At 67.2% G+C, this 17,153-nt stretch carries 18 protein-coding genes; 10 read left to right on the forward strand and 8 right to left on the reverse strand.

Annotated elements, in window-relative coordinates:
• Positions 1–33: 33 nt before the first annotated feature.
• From G333_RS0113775 to G333_RS0113790, 4 genes are all read right to left on the reverse strand, one after another.
• A complete protein-coding gene (locus tag G333_RS0113775; RefSeq protein WP_018169632.1) occupies positions 34–552 on the reverse strand; it encodes a DUF302 domain-containing protein in 519 nt (172 codons plus the stop codon).
• A gap of 99 nt (positions 553–651) precedes the next feature.
• Complete coding sequence (locus G333_RS0113780; RefSeq protein WP_231368507.1) at positions 652–1,203, reverse strand: C40 family peptidase; 552 nt, start codon at positions 1,201–1,203, stop codon at positions 652–654.
• Complete coding sequence (locus G333_RS0113785; RefSeq protein ID WP_019628711.1) at positions 1,181–1,981, reverse strand: hypothetical protein; 801 nt, start codon at positions 1,979–1,981, stop codon at positions 1,181–1,183. Before G333_RS0113785 ends, G333_RS0113780 begins: the two co-directional genes overlap by 23 nt.
• A 117-nt stretch (positions 1,982–2,098) precedes the next feature.
• On the reverse strand, positions 2,099–3,661 hold the full coding sequence (locus G333_RS0113790; protein WP_026340971.1) for a bifunctional aminoglycoside phosphotransferase/ATP-binding protein: 1,563 nt from the start codon (positions 3,659–3,661) through the stop codon (positions 2,099–2,101).
• A gap of 140 nt (positions 3,662–3,801) precedes the next feature.
• Between G333_RS0113790 and mrcB the strand changes: the two genes are divergently transcribed.
• The 5 genes from mrcB to truD are packed head-to-tail and all read left to right on the forward strand — an operon-like array spanning position 3,802 to position 10,450.
• Positions 3,802–6,156, forward strand: a complete 2,355-nt coding sequence (mrcB, locus tag G333_RS0113795; RefSeq protein WP_155986128.1) for a penicillin-binding protein 1B — start codon at positions 3,802–3,804, stop codon at positions 6,154–6,156.
• Entirely contained in the window at positions 6,153–6,725 is a 573-nt protein-coding gene (locus tag G333_RS0113800; protein ID WP_019628714.1) for a tetratricopeptide repeat protein, read from the forward strand. Before mrcB ends, G333_RS0113800 begins: the two co-directional genes overlap by 4 nt.
• Before the next feature lie 19 nt (positions 6,726–6,744).
• Positions 6,745–8,706, forward strand: coding sequence for an ATP-dependent DNA helicase (locus G333_RS0113805; protein ID WP_019628715.1), 1,962 nt, complete (start codon positions 6,745–6,747; stop codon positions 8,704–8,706).
• Complete coding sequence (tsaB, locus tag G333_RS0113810) at positions 8,697–9,380, forward strand: tRNA (adenosine(37)-N6)-threonylcarbamoyltransferase complex dimerization subunit type 1 TsaB (protein ID WP_018176882.1); 684 nt, start codon at positions 8,697–8,699, stop codon at positions 9,378–9,380. Before G333_RS0113805 ends, tsaB begins: the two co-directional genes overlap by 10 nt.
• Positions 9,381–9,394: 14 nt before the next feature.
• The gene (gene truD / locus G333_RS0113815) at positions 9,395–10,450 is read left to right on the forward strand and encodes a tRNA pseudouridine(13) synthase TruD (RefSeq protein WP_019628716.1); all 1,056 of its coding nucleotides are present in this window, start codon (positions 9,395–9,397) and stop codon (positions 10,448–10,450) included.
• A gap of 7 nt (positions 10,451–10,457) precedes the next feature.
• On the opposite strand, the gene G333_RS0113820 is transcribed toward truD, so the two are convergent.
• From G333_RS0113820 to G333_RS0113830, 3 genes are all read right to left on the reverse strand, one after another.
• Positions 10,458–10,889 (reverse strand): PAS sensor domain-containing protein, encoded by a 432-nt coding sequence (locus G333_RS0113820; protein WP_018650214.1) that lies wholly within the window; start codon positions 10,887–10,889, stop codon positions 10,458–10,460.
• Positions 10,890–11,112: 223 nt separating this feature from the next.
• Positions 11,113–11,721, reverse strand: coding sequence for a DUF3365 domain-containing protein (locus tag G333_RS0113825; RefSeq protein WP_018650213.1), 609 nt, complete (start codon positions 11,719–11,721; stop codon positions 11,113–11,115).
• 252 nt (positions 11,722–11,973) lie between these two features.
• Positions 11,974–12,531, reverse strand: a complete 558-nt coding sequence (locus tag G333_RS0113830; RefSeq protein WP_018650212.1) for a Smr/MutS family protein — start codon at positions 12,529–12,531, stop codon at positions 11,974–11,976.
• Between the two features lie 110 nt (positions 12,532–12,641).
• Between G333_RS0113830 and surE the strand changes: the two genes are divergently transcribed.
• Genes surE through rpoS form a run of 5 tightly spaced genes read left to right on the forward strand, consistent with a single transcriptional unit; the run spans position 12,642 to position 16,583 of the window.
• Positions 12,642–13,412, forward strand: a complete 771-nt coding sequence (gene surE / locus G333_RS0113835) for a 5'/3'-nucleotidase SurE (protein WP_018145818.1) — start codon at positions 12,642–12,644, stop codon at positions 13,410–13,412.
• Positions 13,402–14,067: a protein-L-isoaspartate(D-aspartate) O-methyltransferase gene (locus G333_RS0113840; protein ID WP_018169643.1), complete on the forward strand. Its 666-nt coding sequence runs from the start codon at positions 13,402–13,404 to the stop codon at positions 14,065–14,067. The genes surE and G333_RS0113840 overlap by 11 nt, the downstream gene beginning before the upstream one ends.
• A 59-nt stretch (positions 14,068–14,126) precedes the next feature.
• Positions 14,127–14,711 carry a YqaA family protein gene (locus tag G333_RS0113845; protein ID WP_018145816.1) on the forward strand — a complete coding sequence of 195 codons (585 nt, stop codon included), beginning with the start codon at positions 14,127–14,129 and terminating at the stop codon, positions 14,709–14,711.
• 1 nt (position 14,712) lies between these two features.
• Positions 14,713–15,483, forward strand: coding sequence for a peptidoglycan DD-metalloendopeptidase family protein (locus G333_RS0113850; RefSeq protein ID WP_019628717.1), 771 nt, complete (start codon positions 14,713–14,715; stop codon positions 15,481–15,483).
• Positions 15,484–15,506: 23 nt separating this feature from the next.
• Entirely contained in the window at positions 15,507–16,583 is a 1,077-nt protein-coding gene (gene rpoS / locus G333_RS0113855) for an RNA polymerase sigma factor RpoS (RefSeq protein ID WP_018650210.1), read from the forward strand.
• 55 nt (positions 16,584–16,638) lie between these two features.
• Here rpoS and G333_RS0113860 read toward each other — a convergent pair whose 3' ends face one another.
• Positions 16,639–17,013, reverse strand: coding sequence for an Mth938-like domain-containing protein (locus tag G333_RS0113860; protein ID WP_018145813.1), 375 nt, complete (start codon positions 17,011–17,013; stop codon positions 16,639–16,641).
• Positions 17,014–17,153 lie beyond the last annotated feature (140 nt).

The raw sequence follows: 17,153 nt of genomic DNA on the forward strand, positions 1-17,153 counted from the left end.
GGGCATTTTTCGTTGCGACAATGGTCCCTGGGATCAGAAGGCGAGGGCTTCCTTGATGATGCGCTCGACCAGTTCGTTGACGGCGCGCAGGCTTTCCTTCGAGTCCTTGTCGCCGACCTCGGGAACCGGCGTGTAGCCCATGTAGATTGTGCCCGGTTCCTCGGAGAGCTCGTAGACCGTGATGATGTAGGGGCAGAAGAGCATGTTGTGCGGATCGGCCTCCATGGTCGCGCGCGAGTAGGTGGCGCTGCAGAAGTCGACCGATTGCCCGTTGAGGTAGATGCCTTCGCCGCTTTCCTGTCCACCGGTGCGGTCCAGCATGTTGGCGATGTAGCCGACGTTGTTGATGACCAGGCCTTCAGCGGCGATGGCCTCTTCGACCATCTCGAAGTAGAAGTCGTATTCGCCTTCGGTCGTGAAGATGACGCGTTCGTCGGTCTCCATGAACGTCTCATAGGCGCTTGCGGTGCCGCCAACGGCGAGACCGAGGCCCAGGCCGATCGCCAGGGCGGAGTGGCGCAGGGTGCGCGAAATACCGGTGAGTGTTTTCATGGTTCCTTCCTCTATTGTGATTCCAGGCCTGGCCAGGATGGGGTTGTATGCGCGCCGTCAGCGGTGGATCCGGCGACGACGGGCGGGCTCTGATCGCGGTCAGTTGAAGAAATGACCGGCAAAGCGGGTTCGGGGCGCCCAGTACGGGTTGTCCAGATGCTCGATGCGAACCTGACCCCGTGCGCTGGGCGCATGCACGAAGCGGCCGTCTCCCACGTAGACCCCGACGTGGTCGATTTGATTCCCGTTAATGGCGAAGAACACCACGTCACCCGGGGTGGGCGGCCCCTCGCGTCGGGTCGCGGCGCGGGCCTGGTCGCGTGTCGTGCGCGGGACGGCGCGCCCGGCCTCGCGGTAGGCCCGCTGGACGAGGGCCGAGCAGTCCAGCCCGGTGGCCTCGGTGCCGCCGTACTGGTACGGGGTATCGAGGTGACCGAGGGCGGTCAGCACGACCTCGGAGCGTTCCAGGCCAGCCTCGGGCGTGGGGCTCATTGGGCCGTCCGCAAGGCCTTCGGGTGTGGCAACGGGCGCGGTGTCCCCTCCGCGGGGTTCGGGGCCCGCACTGCAGGCCGCAAGCAGCAGAAGCCCGGGGCCGGCCAGGGCAAGCGGCAGCCGTCGGCGCCGGGTGTCAGAAAAGATCGCGTTCGGCATAGCTGTCGGGGACGCTGAAGAGTGCGGCGCTGAGGTCGTCGGTGGAGATGCCGGCAAGCCGCGTGGTCACGCCGCCCTTTTCACTGACCTGCAGTGGGATGCCGTCGACGCGCGGAAGCAGGGAGGCGCCCATCTGCGAGGCCATCGGCCCGCCGGCCTCAAGGGCGCTCAGGGACAGCTCGTACAGGCGATCCATCAGGGCACCCAGGGTCGCGAAATCCGCGTTGCCCAGGCCTAGGGTATCCGGCTCCGTTACGCAGACCGTGCTTTGCACCTGTCCGTCGATCAGCACCTCGTAATCGTCGCAGACGAAGTCCCCGATTTCGCGTTGTTCGCCGGTGGCGCGGGTGTCGATCTCGGCATCGAAACCCTCCGCCCCGATGCCCAGCTGCTCCTCGAGCTGCTGGCGCACCTCGGGTGGGAGCTGCTCCATTTGCCGGCGCAGGTCGCTGACCATGTCGGTCATGGCGCGCATCTGCTGGTCCATCACCTCGCGAGTCAGCGGGGTGTAGGTCTGTTCCGTGTCGTCCACGACCGTCAGCTGGTCGGTTCTGGCGTCGAAGAGCATGTAGCCGGAGGTGCCGCTGATGGACTCGTTGAGCTCCATGCGCACGATGTCGCCGCGCACCAGGATCTGGCTCTCCAGTCCTTCGTCGTCGACGTAGTGCAGCAGGGCATCGGCCTGGGCGGTGGAGCCGATGGCCAGCAACCCGCCGACAGCAATGGGCGTGAGGGTGCGGCGGATTCGGTCGAGCGGACCGGGGCGGTGATGATGCATGGGGGCTCCTGCGGTTTCCTGGTCGGGTTCCGGGCTCGAGGGCGAGCGTGCCAGTTACTGTGTCTCGAAGTTGACGGAGTATCCGGGGTCTGTCTATCGCTGATTGTACGCGGTCGCTCAGCTTGCGACGGGTTGCAGCAATTGGCGGGCGAGCGCGTCCGGATCCAGCGGTGCCTCCGGGGCCACCTCGATGCGGCCCTCCTCGGGGGCGGGCCATTCCTGCTGCGGCTGTTGCTGTTCCATCACCTCGACGCCGGCATCCGAGGCATCACGGCCCGCACGGGTGCGGGCCTCGAGTCGTTCGCGCAGTACTTCGTCCCGGGCGCGACAGGCAACCACCGCAAAGCCGGCCGCCTGCTCCAGTGCCAGACGCTGGAACGGGGCGCGCTGGTCCTGGGTCAGGAAGGTGGCGTCGACCACCACGGTCAGGCCGAGCGCCAGCAGGCGTTGGGCGCGCTCGCGCAGATGGCCGTAGATCTGGGCCCGGGCGTCGGCACTGTAGGAGACGGCGTCGGACATGCGTTTGCGTTCGATATCCGAGCGCAGGCGCACGGCGCCCAGGGCTTCGATGATCTGTGTGCTGATCACGGTCTTGCCGCTGCCGGAGACGCCATGCATCAGGATCAGGCGGGGGGATCCAGGTTCGGTCAGGCGCTCGGCGAGGGCTAGATAGCGGCCCATCTCCGCCTGGTGGGCCGCCTGTTCGTCGGAAGGGAGCTGCGCCTCGGCCCCGTGAATGCCCTGGACCTTGGCCCGGATCAGCGCACGGTAGACCTGGTACAACGGCAGGAGCGCGAGACCGTCGAAGTCTTCGCGCCCGTCCAGGTAGGCATTGAGTAGCCGCCAGGCGTGGGCGCGCGACTGACGGGCCAGAAGATCCATGGTGGTAAAGGCGATCTCGGAGATCACGTCGATCCAGCGCAGGGCGGGGTCAAACTCGATCGCGTCAAAGGCGACCGGCACTTCCTCGCCGTTCTCGTCATCGACATAAACCAGGTTGCCCAGGTGCAGGTCGCCATGGCCATGGCGCACGAAACCCTCGTCATGCCGAGCTTCAAGTGTAGCCTTCAATCGATTGATTTCCGATCGCGTCCACTGTTCCAGCCGTTCCAGGCGTGCCCGGTCCGACGCACCACGAACGGTCTCCTTCAGGGCCGGAAAGTTGTCCAGCATCGGTTGGGTGGCGGCCTCTGCGGTGCCGTACTCGGACTGCGCATCGGTGCGTTCGGTGCGTTCGTGGAAGGCGGCGATGTAGTGCCCCAGTGCATCCATGGCGGCGGCGGGCAGTTGGCCCTTGTCCAGAAGGTGGTCCAGCTGCCGTTTGCGGTCGAACCGGCGCATATGCACGGCGTAGTCGAGGATGGGGCCCTCGCCGTTGATGACGGGGTGGGCATCGTCGCCATTGAGGGTGGCAACCTCCAGGTAGATCTGGGGTGCCAGACGGCGATTGACCTCCAGCTCGGTCTCGCAGTAGTGCTGGCGAGCCTCGAGGGTGGAGAAGTCGAGGAAACCGAGGTTCAGCGGCTTCTTGAACTTGTAGGCGTCCTCACCCGCGAGGATGACCGTGGAGATGTGGGTTTCGATGGTGCGCACGGTGTCGGCATCCGGCACCGGGGCGGGAAATCCGCGGTCCGCGACCAGTTGGTGCAGGCGCTTGTGGTGCTGTTCCAGTTCGGTCATCGGGGCTCCGCAGTAGGCCGTGGGGGTGTTGGGCATCGGGAGCCGGGTCTTTTTCCCGGAATCGCCGGCCATGCACCCGTTTTCGCTTACGCATCAGGGTACCATTGCTGCCGTTTCGGTCACCTCGCCCATCACACGCCATGCCGCGAAAAGCCACTACACGTCCCCGCAAGCGAAGCGCGCCCCGAAGGGGCCGACTCCGGCGCCTGTTCGGTGCGGGCAGCTGGACCCTGGCGGGGCTGCTGCTCGCCGGCCTTACGGTGGGTGGCATCTATGTGCATCAACTGGACCGCGAGATTCGTGAGCGGTTCGAGGGGCAGCGTTGGGCGCTGCCGGCGCGGGTGTATGCGCGGCCCCTGGAGCTCTATGCGGGGCGGTCGTTGACCGCGGATGCGCTGGAGACCGAGCTGCGCACCCTGAATTATCGCCAGACCCCGGATGGCGCCGGGCCCGGCGAGTTCCGCATCGAAGGCAGTAGCGCGCGCCTGACCACCCGGCCGTTCACCTTTGCCGACGGTCGGGAGCCGGCGCATTCGGTGCGGGTGCGCCTGTCCGAGGGCCGCGTGGAGTCGGTCACCGAGCAGTCCAGTGGGCGCAATGTGGACCTGATGAGAGTGGAGCCGCTGCTGATCGGGAGTATCTATCCGACCCACGGGGAGGACCGTATCCTGGTCGATATTGACGAGGTGCCGCGCGAGCTGATCGGGGCCTTGCTGGCGATCGAGGACCGCCGCTTCATGTCCCATCGGGGGGTGGACCCGGTCGGCATCGGGCGGGCCGCGGTCGCGAACCTGCGGGCCGGACGCACGGTGCAGGGTGGCAGCACCCTGACGCAGCAGCTGGTGAAGAATTTCTACCTGACCCGTGACCAGACGCTGACGCGCAAGCTGAACGAAGCGGTGATGGCCCTGTTGCTGGAGCACCGCTATGACAAGCGGGAGATCCTCGAGGCCTACCTGAACGAGGTGTTTCTGGGGCAGACAGGTGAACGGGCGATCCACGGCTTCGGTCAGGCTGCGCAGTTCTACTATCAGCGCCCGTTGAACGAGTTGCGTCTGGACCAGCTGGCGCTGCTCGTGGGGCTGGCGCGCGGGGCCAGTTACTATGACCCCCGACGCTATCCGCAACGTGCCACGGAGCGCCGGGACCGGGTGCTGGAGGCGATGGCCGAGACGGGACTGGCCGAGCGCGACCGGGTGGACCGGGCGCTGGCGACGGCACTTGACGTCTCCCCGGTAATGCCGGAAGGACGCAGCCGCTTCCCGGCATTCCTGGATCTAGTGCGCCGCGAGCTGCGCGCCGATTACGCGGACGAGGACCTGCGCAGCGAGGGCCTGCGGATCTTCACCACCATGGATCCGGTCGTCCAGATGCGTCTCGAGGAACGGCTGGTACGTGGCGTGGACGACCTGGTCCGGCGTCGCGGGGGCGGCACCGACCTCGAGGATCTGCAGGCCGCGGCCGTCGTGACCGACCCGCAGGCCGGCGAGGTGCTGGCGGTGGTCGGTGATCGCAACCCGCGCTATCCCGGCTATAACCGTGCGGTGGAGGCCCAGCGTCAGGTCGGCTCGGTGATCAAGCCGTTCGTGTACCTCGCGGCCCTGACCAACCCGAACCGATACACCCTGGCGACGCTCCTCGACGACAGCCCGCTGACCCTGCAGCTGCCGCATGGCGAGCCCTGGACACCGCGCAACTTTGACCGCGAATACCGGGGGCCGGTGACCGCGTGGGAGGCCCTGGTGCAGTCGTACAACATCGCTACGGTGCGTCTGGCCGAGGATATCGGGATTTCGCAAGTGGTCAGCTTGCTGCAGACGCTGGGTCTGCAGCGCACGCCGGCCCCGCTGCCGTCGCTGGCGCTGGGTGCGATCGAGCTTTCGCCACTGGAGGTGGCCGGGCTCTATCAGGCCCTGGCGAACGGTGGCTATGCGACCGAAACCCGGGTGATCCGCGACGTGCTGGATCAGGACGACGAGATGCTCTCGCACTACGGGCTGTCCCTGCAGGGCGCGGTGTCGGATGGTGCGGTGCGTTTGTTGACCCACGCGCTGCATGACGTGACCCGGGAAGGTACTGGGAGCCGGATCAATGCGCGCCTGAACGGTGAGGTCGTGGCCGGGAAGACCGGGACCACCAACAACTTTCGCGATAGCTGGTTTGCAGGATTTGATGATCGCCATGTGGCGGTGGTCTGGCTGGGTATGGACGATAACCGTCCCACCGGTCTGACCGGTGGGGTGTCCGCCGCGCCGGTGTGGGCGGAGATCATGGCGGGGATCGGGGTGCAATCCCTGCGCCTGGAGGGCCACCCCGGCATCGACTATCAGGGGGTCGATCTTGCCTCCGGGTTGCGTGTGGAAAGCGATGACCACGCCTGCGAGTCGGTGAAGAGGCTGCCGTTCTGGCAGAATTCGAGCCCCGAGACACGCGCCGAGTGTGATCTGCGCAGTGATTCCAGCCCGCAAGGCTGGTTCGAGAGGCTATTCCGGTGAAGATGTTGTGTACCGCACGATCCCCGTTTCGCGTCACGCTGCCCGCCGGTTCGGCGTGGCGCCCGGCGCAGTGGCTGGGTGCTGTTGCGCTGGCCGCGCTGCTCGCCGCCTGTGCGACGCCGGCGCCCCGGGATGCGAGTGCCCCGGTGCCTGACGACGGGGAGATCACCGGGGAGGATGCAGCGCCCAGCGAAGATCGGGCCGAACCCCGTGAGCCGGAACGCGCGGCGACACCCGCCGCGGCCCTGAACCTGGCCCAGCAGGCCGAGTCCGCGCGCCAGGCCGGGGACACCGCGCGCGCGGAGCAGCGTCTGGAGCGCGCCTTGCGGATTGCGCCGCGGGATGCCGGGCTGTGGCACCAGATGGCCGCGCTGCGCATGGAACAGGGGCGCTACCAGCAGGCCGAGCGTCTGGCCGGTCGTTCGTTGCAGATGGTGGGCGCTGGAGACCGCGAACTGGCCCTGCAGAATTGGCGACTGATCCTGAAGGCCCGCGAGGCGCAGGGCGACGCGGCCGGGGCCGACGAGGCCCGCGAGGCGATCCGCCGCCTGGAAGCCGACATTGTCTGACTCGTCGAACGCGGTAACGGTGGAGTCGGCGGCGGTACGGGCCCTGAGCCCGGGCGGGGATCTGGCCACCGCGGTCGAAGGCTTCCGTCCGCGCGAGCCACAGCAACGCATGGCCGTGGCGGTCGAAGAGGCGCTGGCGACTGCGCCCACCGCCCTGCTGGTCGAGGCCGCGACCGGGGTGGGAAAGACCTTCGCATATCTCGTGCCGATCCTGCAGTCGCGCCGGCGTGCCCTGATCTCCACCGGAACCAAGACCCTGCAGGACCAGCTCTTCGATCGCGACCTGCCGGTGGTTTGCGAGGCCCTGGGATACCGCCCGCGGGCTGCGCTGCTGAAGGGCCGCGCCAACTATCTGTGCCACTACCGCCTGGAACTGGCCGCGGCCGAGGCCGGGGGGGCGACCGGCAGCCCCGTGCGGCGCGAGCAGTTGCCGGTCATCGAGGCCCTGCAGCGGTTTGCGCGTACAAGCCCTACCGGCGACCTGGGGCAGGCCGGGATCCTCGCGGAGGACTCCAGGTTGTGGCCGCAGGTCACCTCGACCGTGGACAACTGCCTGGGAGGGGAATGCCCGAGCTACAACGACTGCTTCGTGGTGCAGGCCCGCAAGCGCGCACAGGAGGCCGACGTGGTGGTGGTCAATCATCACCTGCTGCTCGCGGATATGGCCCTGAAAGAAGAGGGCTTCGGCGAACTCCTGCCGGAGGTCGACGCGGTGATTGTCGACGAGGCTCATCAGCTGCCGGATATCGCCGGGTCGTTTTTTGGCATTGCGGTCGGCACGCGCGCGTTGCGCGAACTGGCACGGGACACCCGGCGCGAGCAGGAACAGCATGCCCCGGAGATGCTGGATATCCGCCAGCGCATCGCGGAGCTGGAGGCGAGTGTGGCCGAGCTTCTGGATGCCTCGCGCACCTGGGAGGGCCGCTCCAGCTGGGATAGGGTCAGTCCCGGCGGCGAGCTCGATCCGTTGCTGGATCGGCTCGACACGAACCTCGGTTTTGTCGGCGACGCGCTGGAGGCCGCGGCCGCACGGGCACCAGGCCTGGAGCAGCTGCGCGGGCGCAGCGCCCTGTTGCTGGAACGCCTGCGCGACTGGCGCGAGGAGACCCCGGACACGGTGGCCTGGGCGGAGCGTTTCAGTCAGAGCCTGATCTTGCACCGGACACCGCTGGATGCGGCACGGCCGCTGGCACAGCGGCGCGCCGCGCGGCCGGCGGCGTGGATTTTTACCTCGGCCACCCTGGCGGTGGGCGAGGACTTCGGCCATGCGGCGCGCCGACTCGGCCTGCCGGCCGATGTTGCAAGCGAACGCCTGGACAGCCCGTTCGATTTCCCCAATCAGGCCTGCCTGGTCCACCCACAGCCCCCGCTGCCCAATCCGAACGACCCGGGCTATACCCGCGCCTGCATCGCCTGGGCCTGGCCGCTGCTGCGTGACAACCCGGGCGGCGGATTCTTCCTATTTACCAGCCATCGCGCATTGCAGGAAGCGGCGGCGATCCTGCGTGCGGAGTTGCCGGCCGATCGCGAACTGCTGGTGCAGGGCGAGCAGCCGCGGGGCGACCTGCTGGCGCGTTTTCGCGAGTCGGGCAATGCGTGGCTGCTGGGGGCGCACAGTTTCTGGGAAGGCGTCGACATCCGCGGCGAGGCACTGTCGGTGGTGATCATTGATCGTTTGCCGTTTGCCGCGCCGAATGACCCGGTGCTGCAGGCCCGCGCGTCCGCGCTGGAGGCGGAGGGGCGTTCCCCGTTCATGGAATTCACCCTGCCGCAGGCCGTGCTGGCGCTGAAACAGGGCGCGGGGCGGCTGATTCGGGACGCCGACGATGCGGGCATCCTCGCCTTGTGTGATCCGCGGCTAACCGGAAAATCCTACGGCCGGCGCTTTCTGGCCAGCCTGCCGGCGTTTCACCGTACGCGGGAGCCGGCCGCCGCGCTGCGTTTTCTCGCGCATGCCCGGGGACGCAACATATGCGCTTGATCGCACTGGAGACCGCTTCCGAACAGTGTTCGGCAGCCCTTTATCTTGATGGCGAGATCCATTGTGTGCGCGAGCGCGCGGCGCGCCGGCATGGCGAGCTGATCCTGGGGCAGATCGAGCAATTGCTGCGCGAGGCGGACGTGCCGCGCAGCAGTCTGGATGGCGTGGCCGTCGGACGGGGGCCGGGTGCGTTTACCGGTGTACGCCTGGGGCTGGGCGTGGCGCAAGGGATTGCCTTCGCCCTGGACCGCCCGGTGGTTCCCGTCTCCACGTTGCAGGCGCTGGCCCAACAGGCGCTGCGCGACGATCGCCGGCCGGCGGCCGTGCTTGCGGCGCTGGATGCACGCATGGGGGAGGTGTACTGGAGCCTTTGTCCGGTTCAGGGCGAGCGCGTGGGCCTTGGGCCGGAGCAGGTGGCCGCACCGGAGAGCCTGGTCGTGGCCTGGCCGGTGGGCGAGCGCTATGGGCTGGGGTCGGCCTTCGCCACCTTCCCCGATCTGGCCGCCGCGCAGGGGCTGGCGAGCGAGGCGGTGGACGCCGACGCGTTGCCCGACGCGCGCGAGGTTGCGCTGCTGGCAGTGGATGCCTGGGAGCGCGGCGAGGCGGTGGCGCCTGAAGACGCGCAGCCGGTCTATGTGCGCGACGATGTTGCCCGGCCGGCATCCCCCCGATGAGTCAGGAGCCCGAGATGAACGCGACACCCTACCCCTGGCGCCCGCCCCTGACCGCGATGATCAAGGCATGCCCGGAAGATTTCCGGGTTGAGGAATTGCCGGCAACGACGCCCGAAGGTGAGGGGGAACATGTCTGGCTGGAGATCGAGAAGCGCCTGCTGAACAGCGAGGACGTGGCGGTCTGGCTGGCGCGCGAGTCGGGCGCAGGCCGGGGCAAGGTCAGCTACGCCGGGCGCAAGGACCGCCAGGCGGTGACGCTCCAGTGGTTCAGCGTGCAATGCCCGCCGGAGTCCGAGCCGGATTGGACGGCCCGTGCCGAGGCCTGGAATGCCGCCCAGGAAGGCGGGGAGGAGGCGGGCCGGATGCGGGTGCTGCAGATTGCCCGCCATGCGCGCAAGTTGCGTACTGGGCACCTGGCGGGCAATCGCTTCGAGATCCGTCTGGGTGATGTGCAGGGCGATCGCGCGGCCGCGGAACAGATCCTCGAGGCGATCCGTAGCGGGGGGATTCCCAACTACTTCGGGGCGCAACGCTTTGGCCGCGACAACCTGGCCAAGGCGCGGGCCTGGCTGGGGGGCGGTCGCGCGCCGCGCAGCCGCAACCAGCGCAGTCTGCTCTTGTCCGCCGCGCGTTCCGCGATCTTCAACGCGGTACTGGCCGAGCGGGTCCGCCGCGGCGACTGGGACCGGTTGCTGCCGGGCGACGTGGCCAATCTTGAAGGCTCGGGCAGCGTGTTTCCGGTGGCGGAGGTGGATGCCGAGATCGAGGCGCGCGCTGCCCGGCTGGATCTCCATCCGACGGGGCCGCTATGGGGCAAGGGTGCGATGCAGACGGAAGGCGAGGTTGAGGCACTGGAGACAGCGATGGCCGCTGGCGAGCCGGCGTTGGCGGAAGGACTGGCCAAGGCGGACGTGAAGGCGGCGCGCCGCGCGCTGCGCATGGTGCCAGGCGCCGTGAAGTGGCGCTGGGAGGGGCATGACCTGTGGCTGACGCTGGAGCTGGGGGCCGGGGAGTATGCGACCGGTGTGCTTGAGGCGATCTGCGTCCCGCGGGCAGCGGATCGCGCCTGAGTCGGCGTCAGGCGGAGTTCTTGAGCTTGCGTTCGGCGCGTTCGGCGCGCTGCTCGGCTTCTACGCGGTCGGTGATGTCTTTCTGGATACCGATGTAGTAGGTGAGTCGGTCTTCGTCGTTGAACACCGGGGTCAGCGACAGCTCGTTCCAGAACAGGCTGCCGTCCTTGCGGTAGTTGCGCAGGGTCACACGGCAAGGCCGGTTTTCGTCGATGGCCGCACGAATCTCCTGGCGCACGCCCTGGTCGGTATCCTCCCCCTGCAGGAAGCGGCAGTCGCGGTAGAGGATCTCCTCGGAGCGATAGCCGGTCAGTTCCTCGAAGGCACGATTCACGTAGATCAGGATATTGTCGTCGCCCTCGCGCTCGGCGATCACGATACCGTCATTGGAGGCATCCACGGCGAGGGCAAGCAGTTCGGCATCTATGGTTCGCGTCATATATGGCGTTTCGGTCAGGTCTGGGGGTCGTGCACGCGGAGGGGCGTTTTTTTGGGCGCCCTTCTCGGCTTCCATGGCACGAAAATAGCACGTTCCGGTGCGGTTGTGCTCAAGGATGGAGGCTGTGGTGGGCGCCCCGGGATGGTCCCGGCCACAAAAAAGGCCGCCCGGGGGCGGCCTCTTCCGATGGGCCCGGGACTCGGGCCCGATGGTCCCGGAATGCCTACATTTCCTGGGTCACGGTGAAGGCGCCGCGCACGTCACCCTCGCGGAAGCCGGTCGCCTGGTCGTCGGGGTAGAGACGTTCCAGCGCGTGCTTGACGTCGCCACTGACGTCGGAGCCGTGGCAGGTCAGGCAGGCGCCGCCGGTCGGGATGGCCGCCATGAAGCGGAATTTCGGGTCACCATCATCGGATTCGACCACGCCAAAGCGCGGCGGCAGATCCGTGGCTGGAGTGCCAGCCGCATGCTGGGCTTCGAAACCCTGCAGGGTCAGGCGTTCCCAGCGGTCGGGGGCGTTGTCCTGGTTGCGCAGCTTCAGGCTGGTTCTGCCGATCTCGATGCCGGTTTCCGCCGAGATGTCACGCGCAATTGCAGGGGCGCGCTCGTTGCAGACCTGGATCGCCTCGGTGGGGCCGCCGGACTGCATGGCGGACATCAGTTCGCCCTGGAGGGTGCTGGCAAACTTCTGAATGGCGTCACGATTGGCAGCGATGCGCTCTTGCAGATCGTCCTGAGAGAGCTGCGGCATGCTGTCTGCGCCCGCTTGGCCGCTGGCGGCAGAGAAGGCGATCAGGCCGAGGGCCAGGGGGGCAAGCTTCCAGTTCTTCATGGCAAATACCTCGTAGTGCAGAGTCCGTTGCGTCCTGTGTCTGTACAAGACCTGTACAAAGCATGGACCGATCGTGGATAAAGTGCAAGGTCGGTGTTCACCAAATGATAGATGAATCCGGGTCAGGATTCCGGGGTCCGCCTTGCGGGTCTGGATCCAGTCTAAGCATCCAAATCGCAAAATGCGAATATATCGAAAGGCGTATGTGAGGGCGCCGTTTGTCGCGTGGAAGATGGTCTCTGGATGCGGGTTTCAGCGGCCGGGATCCGGGCTCCGGGAGCGCTTGAGGAGGACATAGACGGCACCGGTGCCGCCGTCGGTCGGCCGCGCGGAGCAGAACGCAAGGACATCGTCGCGCTGGCGCAGCCAGTGGTCGGTCAGCCCTTTGAGTACCGGGCCCTTGTGGCGTGAGCGCAGGCCCTTGCCGTGCACGATGCGTACGCACAGCGCGCCGCCCCGGCGGGCATCGTCAAGGAACAGGCCAATGGCGCGGCGCGCCTCGTCGGCGAACAGGCCGTGCAGGTCGATCTCGTCCTGTACGCGGTAGTGTCCGCCCCGCAGCTTGCGGAAGACGCGCGGGCTGATGCCGGGGCGGGCAAAGCGGAGTTCATCGCCCGGTTGCAGATCGGCGGCGTTAAGCGGATCGCTGAGCCAGTCGGCATGGGCGCGCGCCTCGTCGGCCTCTCGCTGGCGTGCCCGGGCTGCGGGAGGCGGGGGACGGACATCGGCCTGATCACTGTGCAGCCGTCGCACGTTGCCAACGGCCTGCAGGAATTCGTCGAAATCGTTGGGATCATCCCCGGAGTTCATGGCAGGATACTCGCACTTTTCGGGGGGCGGGCGCGATCGAGTCGATTCGAGAGCGTCTCCCTGGACGGTTTCCAGTATATTGAACGCCCTCCCAACGGCCCTGTTCCTGCATGCGCATTCTGGTTAGCAACGACGATGGAATTCACGCCCCGGGCATCCAGTGCCTGGCGACGCATCTGCGGCGGATTGCCGAGGTGCACGTGGTGGCCCCGGACCGGGATCGCAGCGGTGCCAGCAACAGCCTGACGCTGGTGCGGCCGCTGCGGGCGCGTCACCTCCAGAGCGGTGATGTACAGGTCGACGGGACCCCGACGGACTGCGTGCACCTGGCGATCACGGGGTTGTTGCAGCAGGAGCCGGATGTGGTCATCTCCGGCATCAATGCCGGTGCGAACATGGGCGACGACGTGCTGTATTCCGGCACGGTGGCAGCTGCGATGGAAGGACGCTTTCTGGGGCTTCCGTCGATTGCGGTGTCGCTGGTGGGTCCGGATCTGCAGCACTACGACGCTGCGGCAAGCGTAGTGGTTGAATTGCTGGACCGCATCAACCGCGTGCCGCTGCCGGCGGCCACCATCCTGAATGTGAATGTGCCCGATCTGCCGCGCTCCGAGATCCGTGGTGTGCAGGCCACGCGCCTGGGGCATCGCCATCGGGCGGAGCCGATGATCGCGGACGAGGACCCCCGCGGGCGCCCGATCTACTGGGTCGGGCCGGCCGGGTCGGAACAGGATGCCGGCCCGGGTACCGACTTCCACGCGGTGCGCGAGGGCTACGTCTCGGTGACGCCGATCCAGGTGGACCTCACGCGCTTTGACGCCATCGACACGGTGGGACGCTGGCTGGACGACTCGCTCCCGGAGGCTGGACATGGTTCCTGACGCCACCGGCGCCGGTTTGACCTCGCAGCGTGCCCGTGACCGACTGGTCCGGTTGCTGGAGGGGCAGGGCATCCGCGACCCGCGAGTACTGGAGGCGATCCGTTCGATTCCGCGCCACCTGTTTGTGGAGGAGGCGCTGAGTCATCGCGCCTACGAAAACACGGCGTTGCCGATCGGACATCGCCAGACCATCTCCCAGCCCTTTATCGTCGCGCGCATGACCGAGGCACTGCTCGAGGGCGAGCGCCCTCGGACGGTCCTGGAGATCGGGACCGGCTCCGGCTATCAGGCGGCGGTCCTGGCGCAGATCGTGGATCGGGTGTTCTCGGTGGAGCGCATTCAGGCGCTCAGCCGGAACGCCCGTGAACTGTTGAGCCGTCTGGGCATCAACAACGTCAATCTTCGGCACAGTGACGGGGCCGACGGCTGGCCGGACAAGGCGCCGTTCGACGGCATCATCCTGACCGCAGCGCCGAAGGAGGTCCCCGAGGCATTGCTGACCCAGCTGGCGCTGGGCGGGCGCCTGGTCGCGCCGGTGGAAGGCCCGGATGGGCGTCAGCAGCTGGTGCGCTATACCCGGACGGAAGAGGCCTATGTGCGCGATATCCTGGATGCGGTGATGTTCGTGCCGATGCTTCCGGGGGCCGAGCAATGACGGCGGACCGTGCAGGTCGAGGCATTTGTGGCTGAACTGGTCGCGGTGGTACGGCATCGATGAAGCTCTTCGAGCCGCTCTACGACCGGGTGATGGCCTGGTCCCGCCATCGTCATGCGCCGCGTTATCTGGCTGGGCTCTCGTTTGCCGAGTCTTCGTTCTTTCCCATCCCTCCGGACGTGATGCTTGCGCCGATGGCGGCGGCGCAGCCGCGTTCCGCCTGGCGGCTGGCCGCGCTGACCACCCTGTTTTCCGCGCTTGGCGGTTTGCTCGGGTACCTGATCGGGTGGCTGGCGTTCGAGTGGATCGGGCCCTGGCTGCATCAGGTCGGGTACGGCGAGGAGTTAAGCCAGGCCGAGGCCTGGTTTGACACCTGGGGAGTCTGGGTCGTCCTGGTCGCCGGCTTTTCACCGATCCCCTACAAGCTGTTCACCGTGACCGCCGGGGCGCTTTCGATGGCCCTGTTGCCGTTCTTGATCGCGTCGCTGGTGGGGCGCGGGCTGCGTTTCTTCCTGGTCGCGTTGTTCATGGCCTGGGCCGGGCCGCGTGCGGAGCGCCATCTGCGACCGTATATGGAGCGTCTGGGCTGGGCGGCCATTATCCTGCTGGCCGTGGCCATGGCGATCTATCTGGTAATGGACTGACATGCGCCGGCGCCTGGTTCAGGGATTGGTGACGGGGTTGGTGCTGGTCCTGGTTGCGAGTGTCCTGGCCGGTTGTGCGGCGCGTGCGCCCAGCGGGGCCTCAATGCCGGACACCCACGTGGTGCAGCGCAACGAGACGCTGTATCGCATTGCCCAGCGCTACGGCTTGGAATGGCGCGATCTGGCCCGACGCAATGCCATCGGTGCCCCTTATGTCATCCATCCCGGTCAGCGCCTGCGGCTGCGAGGTGCGGCGCGCTCGTCGCCGCCCAGCGCGCCACAGGCCTCTTCAGCGCCGAGCACGCGGCAACCATCCTCGGGCGCCTCTGGCCGCGACAGCGGTGGCGGAACCTCGTCCGGCTCTACCTCAAGCTCGTCGACTTCGAGTCCGCCGCCCTCCGATCCGGGTGGCTGGCAATGGCCAGCGGCGGGCGAGGTGCTGCGCGGATTCTCCAGCAGCGGCACGCGCCGAGGGCTTGCGATCGGCGGCGAACGGGGGGATCACGTACGGGCAACGCGGGCCGGGGAAGTGGTCTATGCAGGTGGCGGCCTGGTGGGGTATGGTCGATTGATCATCCTCAAGCACGACGCGCGGTTCCTCAGTGCCTACGGGCACAACGATGAATTGCTGGTGAGCGAGGGTGACCAGGTGCAGGCGGGCGACACCATCGCGCGTCTGGGGTCATCGGGGGCCGAGCGCCCGATGTTGCACTTCGAGATCCGGGTGGACGGGACGCCGGTAGACCCGGCGCGATACCTCCCGGACCGCTGACTCGATCGAGAGCAGGACACTACATGGCCAAGACCCGGCAACCGGCCGCTCCGGAACTGCACAACGACAACCAGACCCACGATCCGGATCCGGAGGAGGCGACCCAGGTGCCCGAGGATCTGGCCCATCCGGTCGAAAAGATCGAGGAATCCGAAGATCCGGAAGACGTCTCGGAGGCGGTGCTACCCGACGTCACCGCCGGCTTGAAACCGGAAGAAGGCGCTCCGGTACGGCCGAAAACCCTGCGCGACGCCCGTCCCGCGGAACTGGATGCGATCCAGATCTACCTGCGCGATATCGAATACCGCCCGCTGCTGACCCCCGAGGAAGAGCGCAAGTACGCGCGTCTGGCGCGCGAGGGAGATGAGAGTGGCCGCCGGCGCATGATCGAGTGCAATCTTCGGTTGGTGGTCAAGATCGCCCGTCGCTACCTGAACCGGGGTCTGCCGCTGCTTGACCTGATCGAGGAGGGCAATCTCGGCCTCATGCACTCGGTGGAAAAATTCGACCCGGAGCGCGGCTTTCGTTTTTCCACCTACGCCACCTGGTGGATCCGCCAGACCATCGAACGGGCCCTGATGAATCAGGGGCGGACCATCCGCATTCCGGTGCATGTGAGCAAGGAGTTGCGCATGCACGCGCGGATTGCGCGCAACCTGACGCAGGAACTGGGCCGCGACCCCACCGAGGAAGAGCTGGCGGAGCGCCTGGGCCGGCCGGTGGCGGAGATCCAGAAGCTGCGCGCGATGTCCGAACCCTCCACCTCGATGGATTTGCCGTCGGGCCCGGACGGCGATCGCTCGCTGGCCGATATCCTTGCCGACGTGAATGCGCCCGAGCCCTCCACTTTGCTGGAGGATCAGGATCTTCATCATCTGGTGGATGCCTGGCTGGAAGAACTGGACCACAAACAGCGCGAGGTGCTGGTGCGCCGGTTCGGGCTGCACGGTTTCGAGCGCTCGACCCTGGAGCAGGTCGGGGCGGAGATCGGCGTGACCCGGGAGCGGGTGCGGCAGATTCAGATGGATGCGCTGAAGCGGCTGCGGAAGCTGCTGGAGTCGCGTGGAATGAAGGGTGACGAGGTCCTGCCGAGTTCCTGAGCGGGTTGCCGGAAAGCGCCCGTGCCCTCCACTTTGCTGGAGGATGACGTGTCGCTTATCCGTTGATGATCAGGGCAGCGGCGACGTCGCGGCCCTCGGCCATGATCAGGTTGTACGTGCGGCAGGCGGCCGCGGTATCCATGATTTCCACCCCCAGGCCCTGCGAGCGCAGATGACGCCAGACCGCGCGGTCCGGGAATTGCTGGACCGTACCGGTGCCGATTAGCAGGACCTCGGGCGGCGCGTCCAGTATTGCTTGCAGGTGATCCACGCCCAGTTGTTCGACCGAGTCGACTGGCCAGTCGGTGCGCAGTTCGTGCGGGCGCACGATCAGGCTGCGGCTGTGCGCAATCTGGTTGATTCCGACGCGCCCCGACTCATAGCCGGTCACGATGTAGGAGTCTTCGCTGGTGACTTCGGAAAACAGCATCCCTTTACGCTACTCCGAGCCCGCGAAAGGCTCAAGATTCCATCCCCGTCCGGCGGGGTGTCCGAACCTCGGTTCGTTGACAGCCGGGGGCCCGGGTTATACTTTGGCGCGCTTTCCGGTGCGGCATCCGGAGGGGCCGT

The organism is Thioalkalivibrio sp. AKL10, assembly GCF_000381845.1.
Classification (GTDB): Bacteria; Pseudomonadota; Gammaproteobacteria; order Ectothiorhodospirales; family Ectothiorhodospiraceae; genus Thioalkalivibrio; species Thioalkalivibrio versutus.

Excerpts from the sequence above, each read along its gene's own strand:
- G333_RS0113775 (WP_018169632.1), bottom strand. The coding sequence starts at position 552 with ATGAAAACACTCACCGGTATTTCGCGCACCCTGCGCCACTCCGCCCTG.
- G333_RS0113780 (WP_231368507.1), bottom strand. The coding sequence starts at position 1,203 with ATGCCGAACGCGATCTTTTCTGACACCCGGCGCCGACGGCTGCCGCTT.
- G333_RS0113785 (WP_019628711.1), bottom strand. The coding sequence starts at position 1,981 with ATGCATCATCACCGCCCCGGTCCGCTCGACCGAATCCGCCGCACCCTC.
- G333_RS0113790 (WP_026340971.1), bottom strand. The coding sequence starts at position 3,661 with ATGACCGAACTGGAACAGCACCACAAGCGCCTGCACCAACTGGTCGCG.
- mrcB (WP_155986128.1), top strand. The coding sequence starts at position 3,802 with ATGCCGCGAAAAGCCACTACACGTCCCCGCAAGCGAAGCGCGCCCCGA.
- tsaB (WP_018176882.1), top strand. The coding sequence starts at position 8,697 with ATGCGCTTGATCGCACTGGAGACCGCTTCCGAACAGTGTTCGGCAGCC.
- truD (WP_019628716.1), top strand. The coding sequence starts at position 9,395 with ATGAACGCGACACCCTACCCCTGGCGCCCGCCCCTGACCGCGATGATC.
- G333_RS0113820 (WP_018650214.1), bottom strand. The coding sequence starts at position 10,889 with ATGACGCGAACCATAGATGCCGAACTGCTTGCCCTCGCCGTGGATGCC.
- G333_RS0113825 (WP_018650213.1), bottom strand. The coding sequence starts at position 11,721 with ATGAAGAACTGGAAGCTTGCCCCCCTGGCCCTCGGCCTGATCGCCTTC.
- G333_RS0113830 (WP_018650212.1), bottom strand. The coding sequence starts at position 12,531 with ATGAACTCCGGGGATGATCCCAACGATTTCGACGAATTCCTGCAGGCC.
- surE (WP_018145818.1), top strand. The coding sequence starts at position 12,642 with ATGCGCATTCTGGTTAGCAACGACGATGGAATTCACGCCCCGGGCATC.
- G333_RS0113840 (WP_018169643.1), top strand. The coding sequence starts at position 13,402 with ATGGTTCCTGACGCCACCGGCGCCGGTTTGACCTCGCAGCGTGCCCGT.
- G333_RS0113845 (WP_018145816.1), top strand. The coding sequence starts at position 14,127 with ATGAAGCTCTTCGAGCCGCTCTACGACCGGGTGATGGCCTGGTCCCGC.
- G333_RS0113850 (WP_019628717.1), top strand. The coding sequence starts at position 14,713 with ATGCGCCGGCGCCTGGTTCAGGGATTGGTGACGGGGTTGGTGCTGGTC.
- rpoS (WP_018650210.1), top strand. The coding sequence starts at position 15,507 with ATGGCCAAGACCCGGCAACCGGCCGCTCCGGAACTGCACAACGACAAC.
- G333_RS0113860 (WP_018145813.1), bottom strand. The coding sequence starts at position 17,013 with ATGCTGTTTTCCGAAGTCACCAGCGAAGACTCCTACATCGTGACCGGC.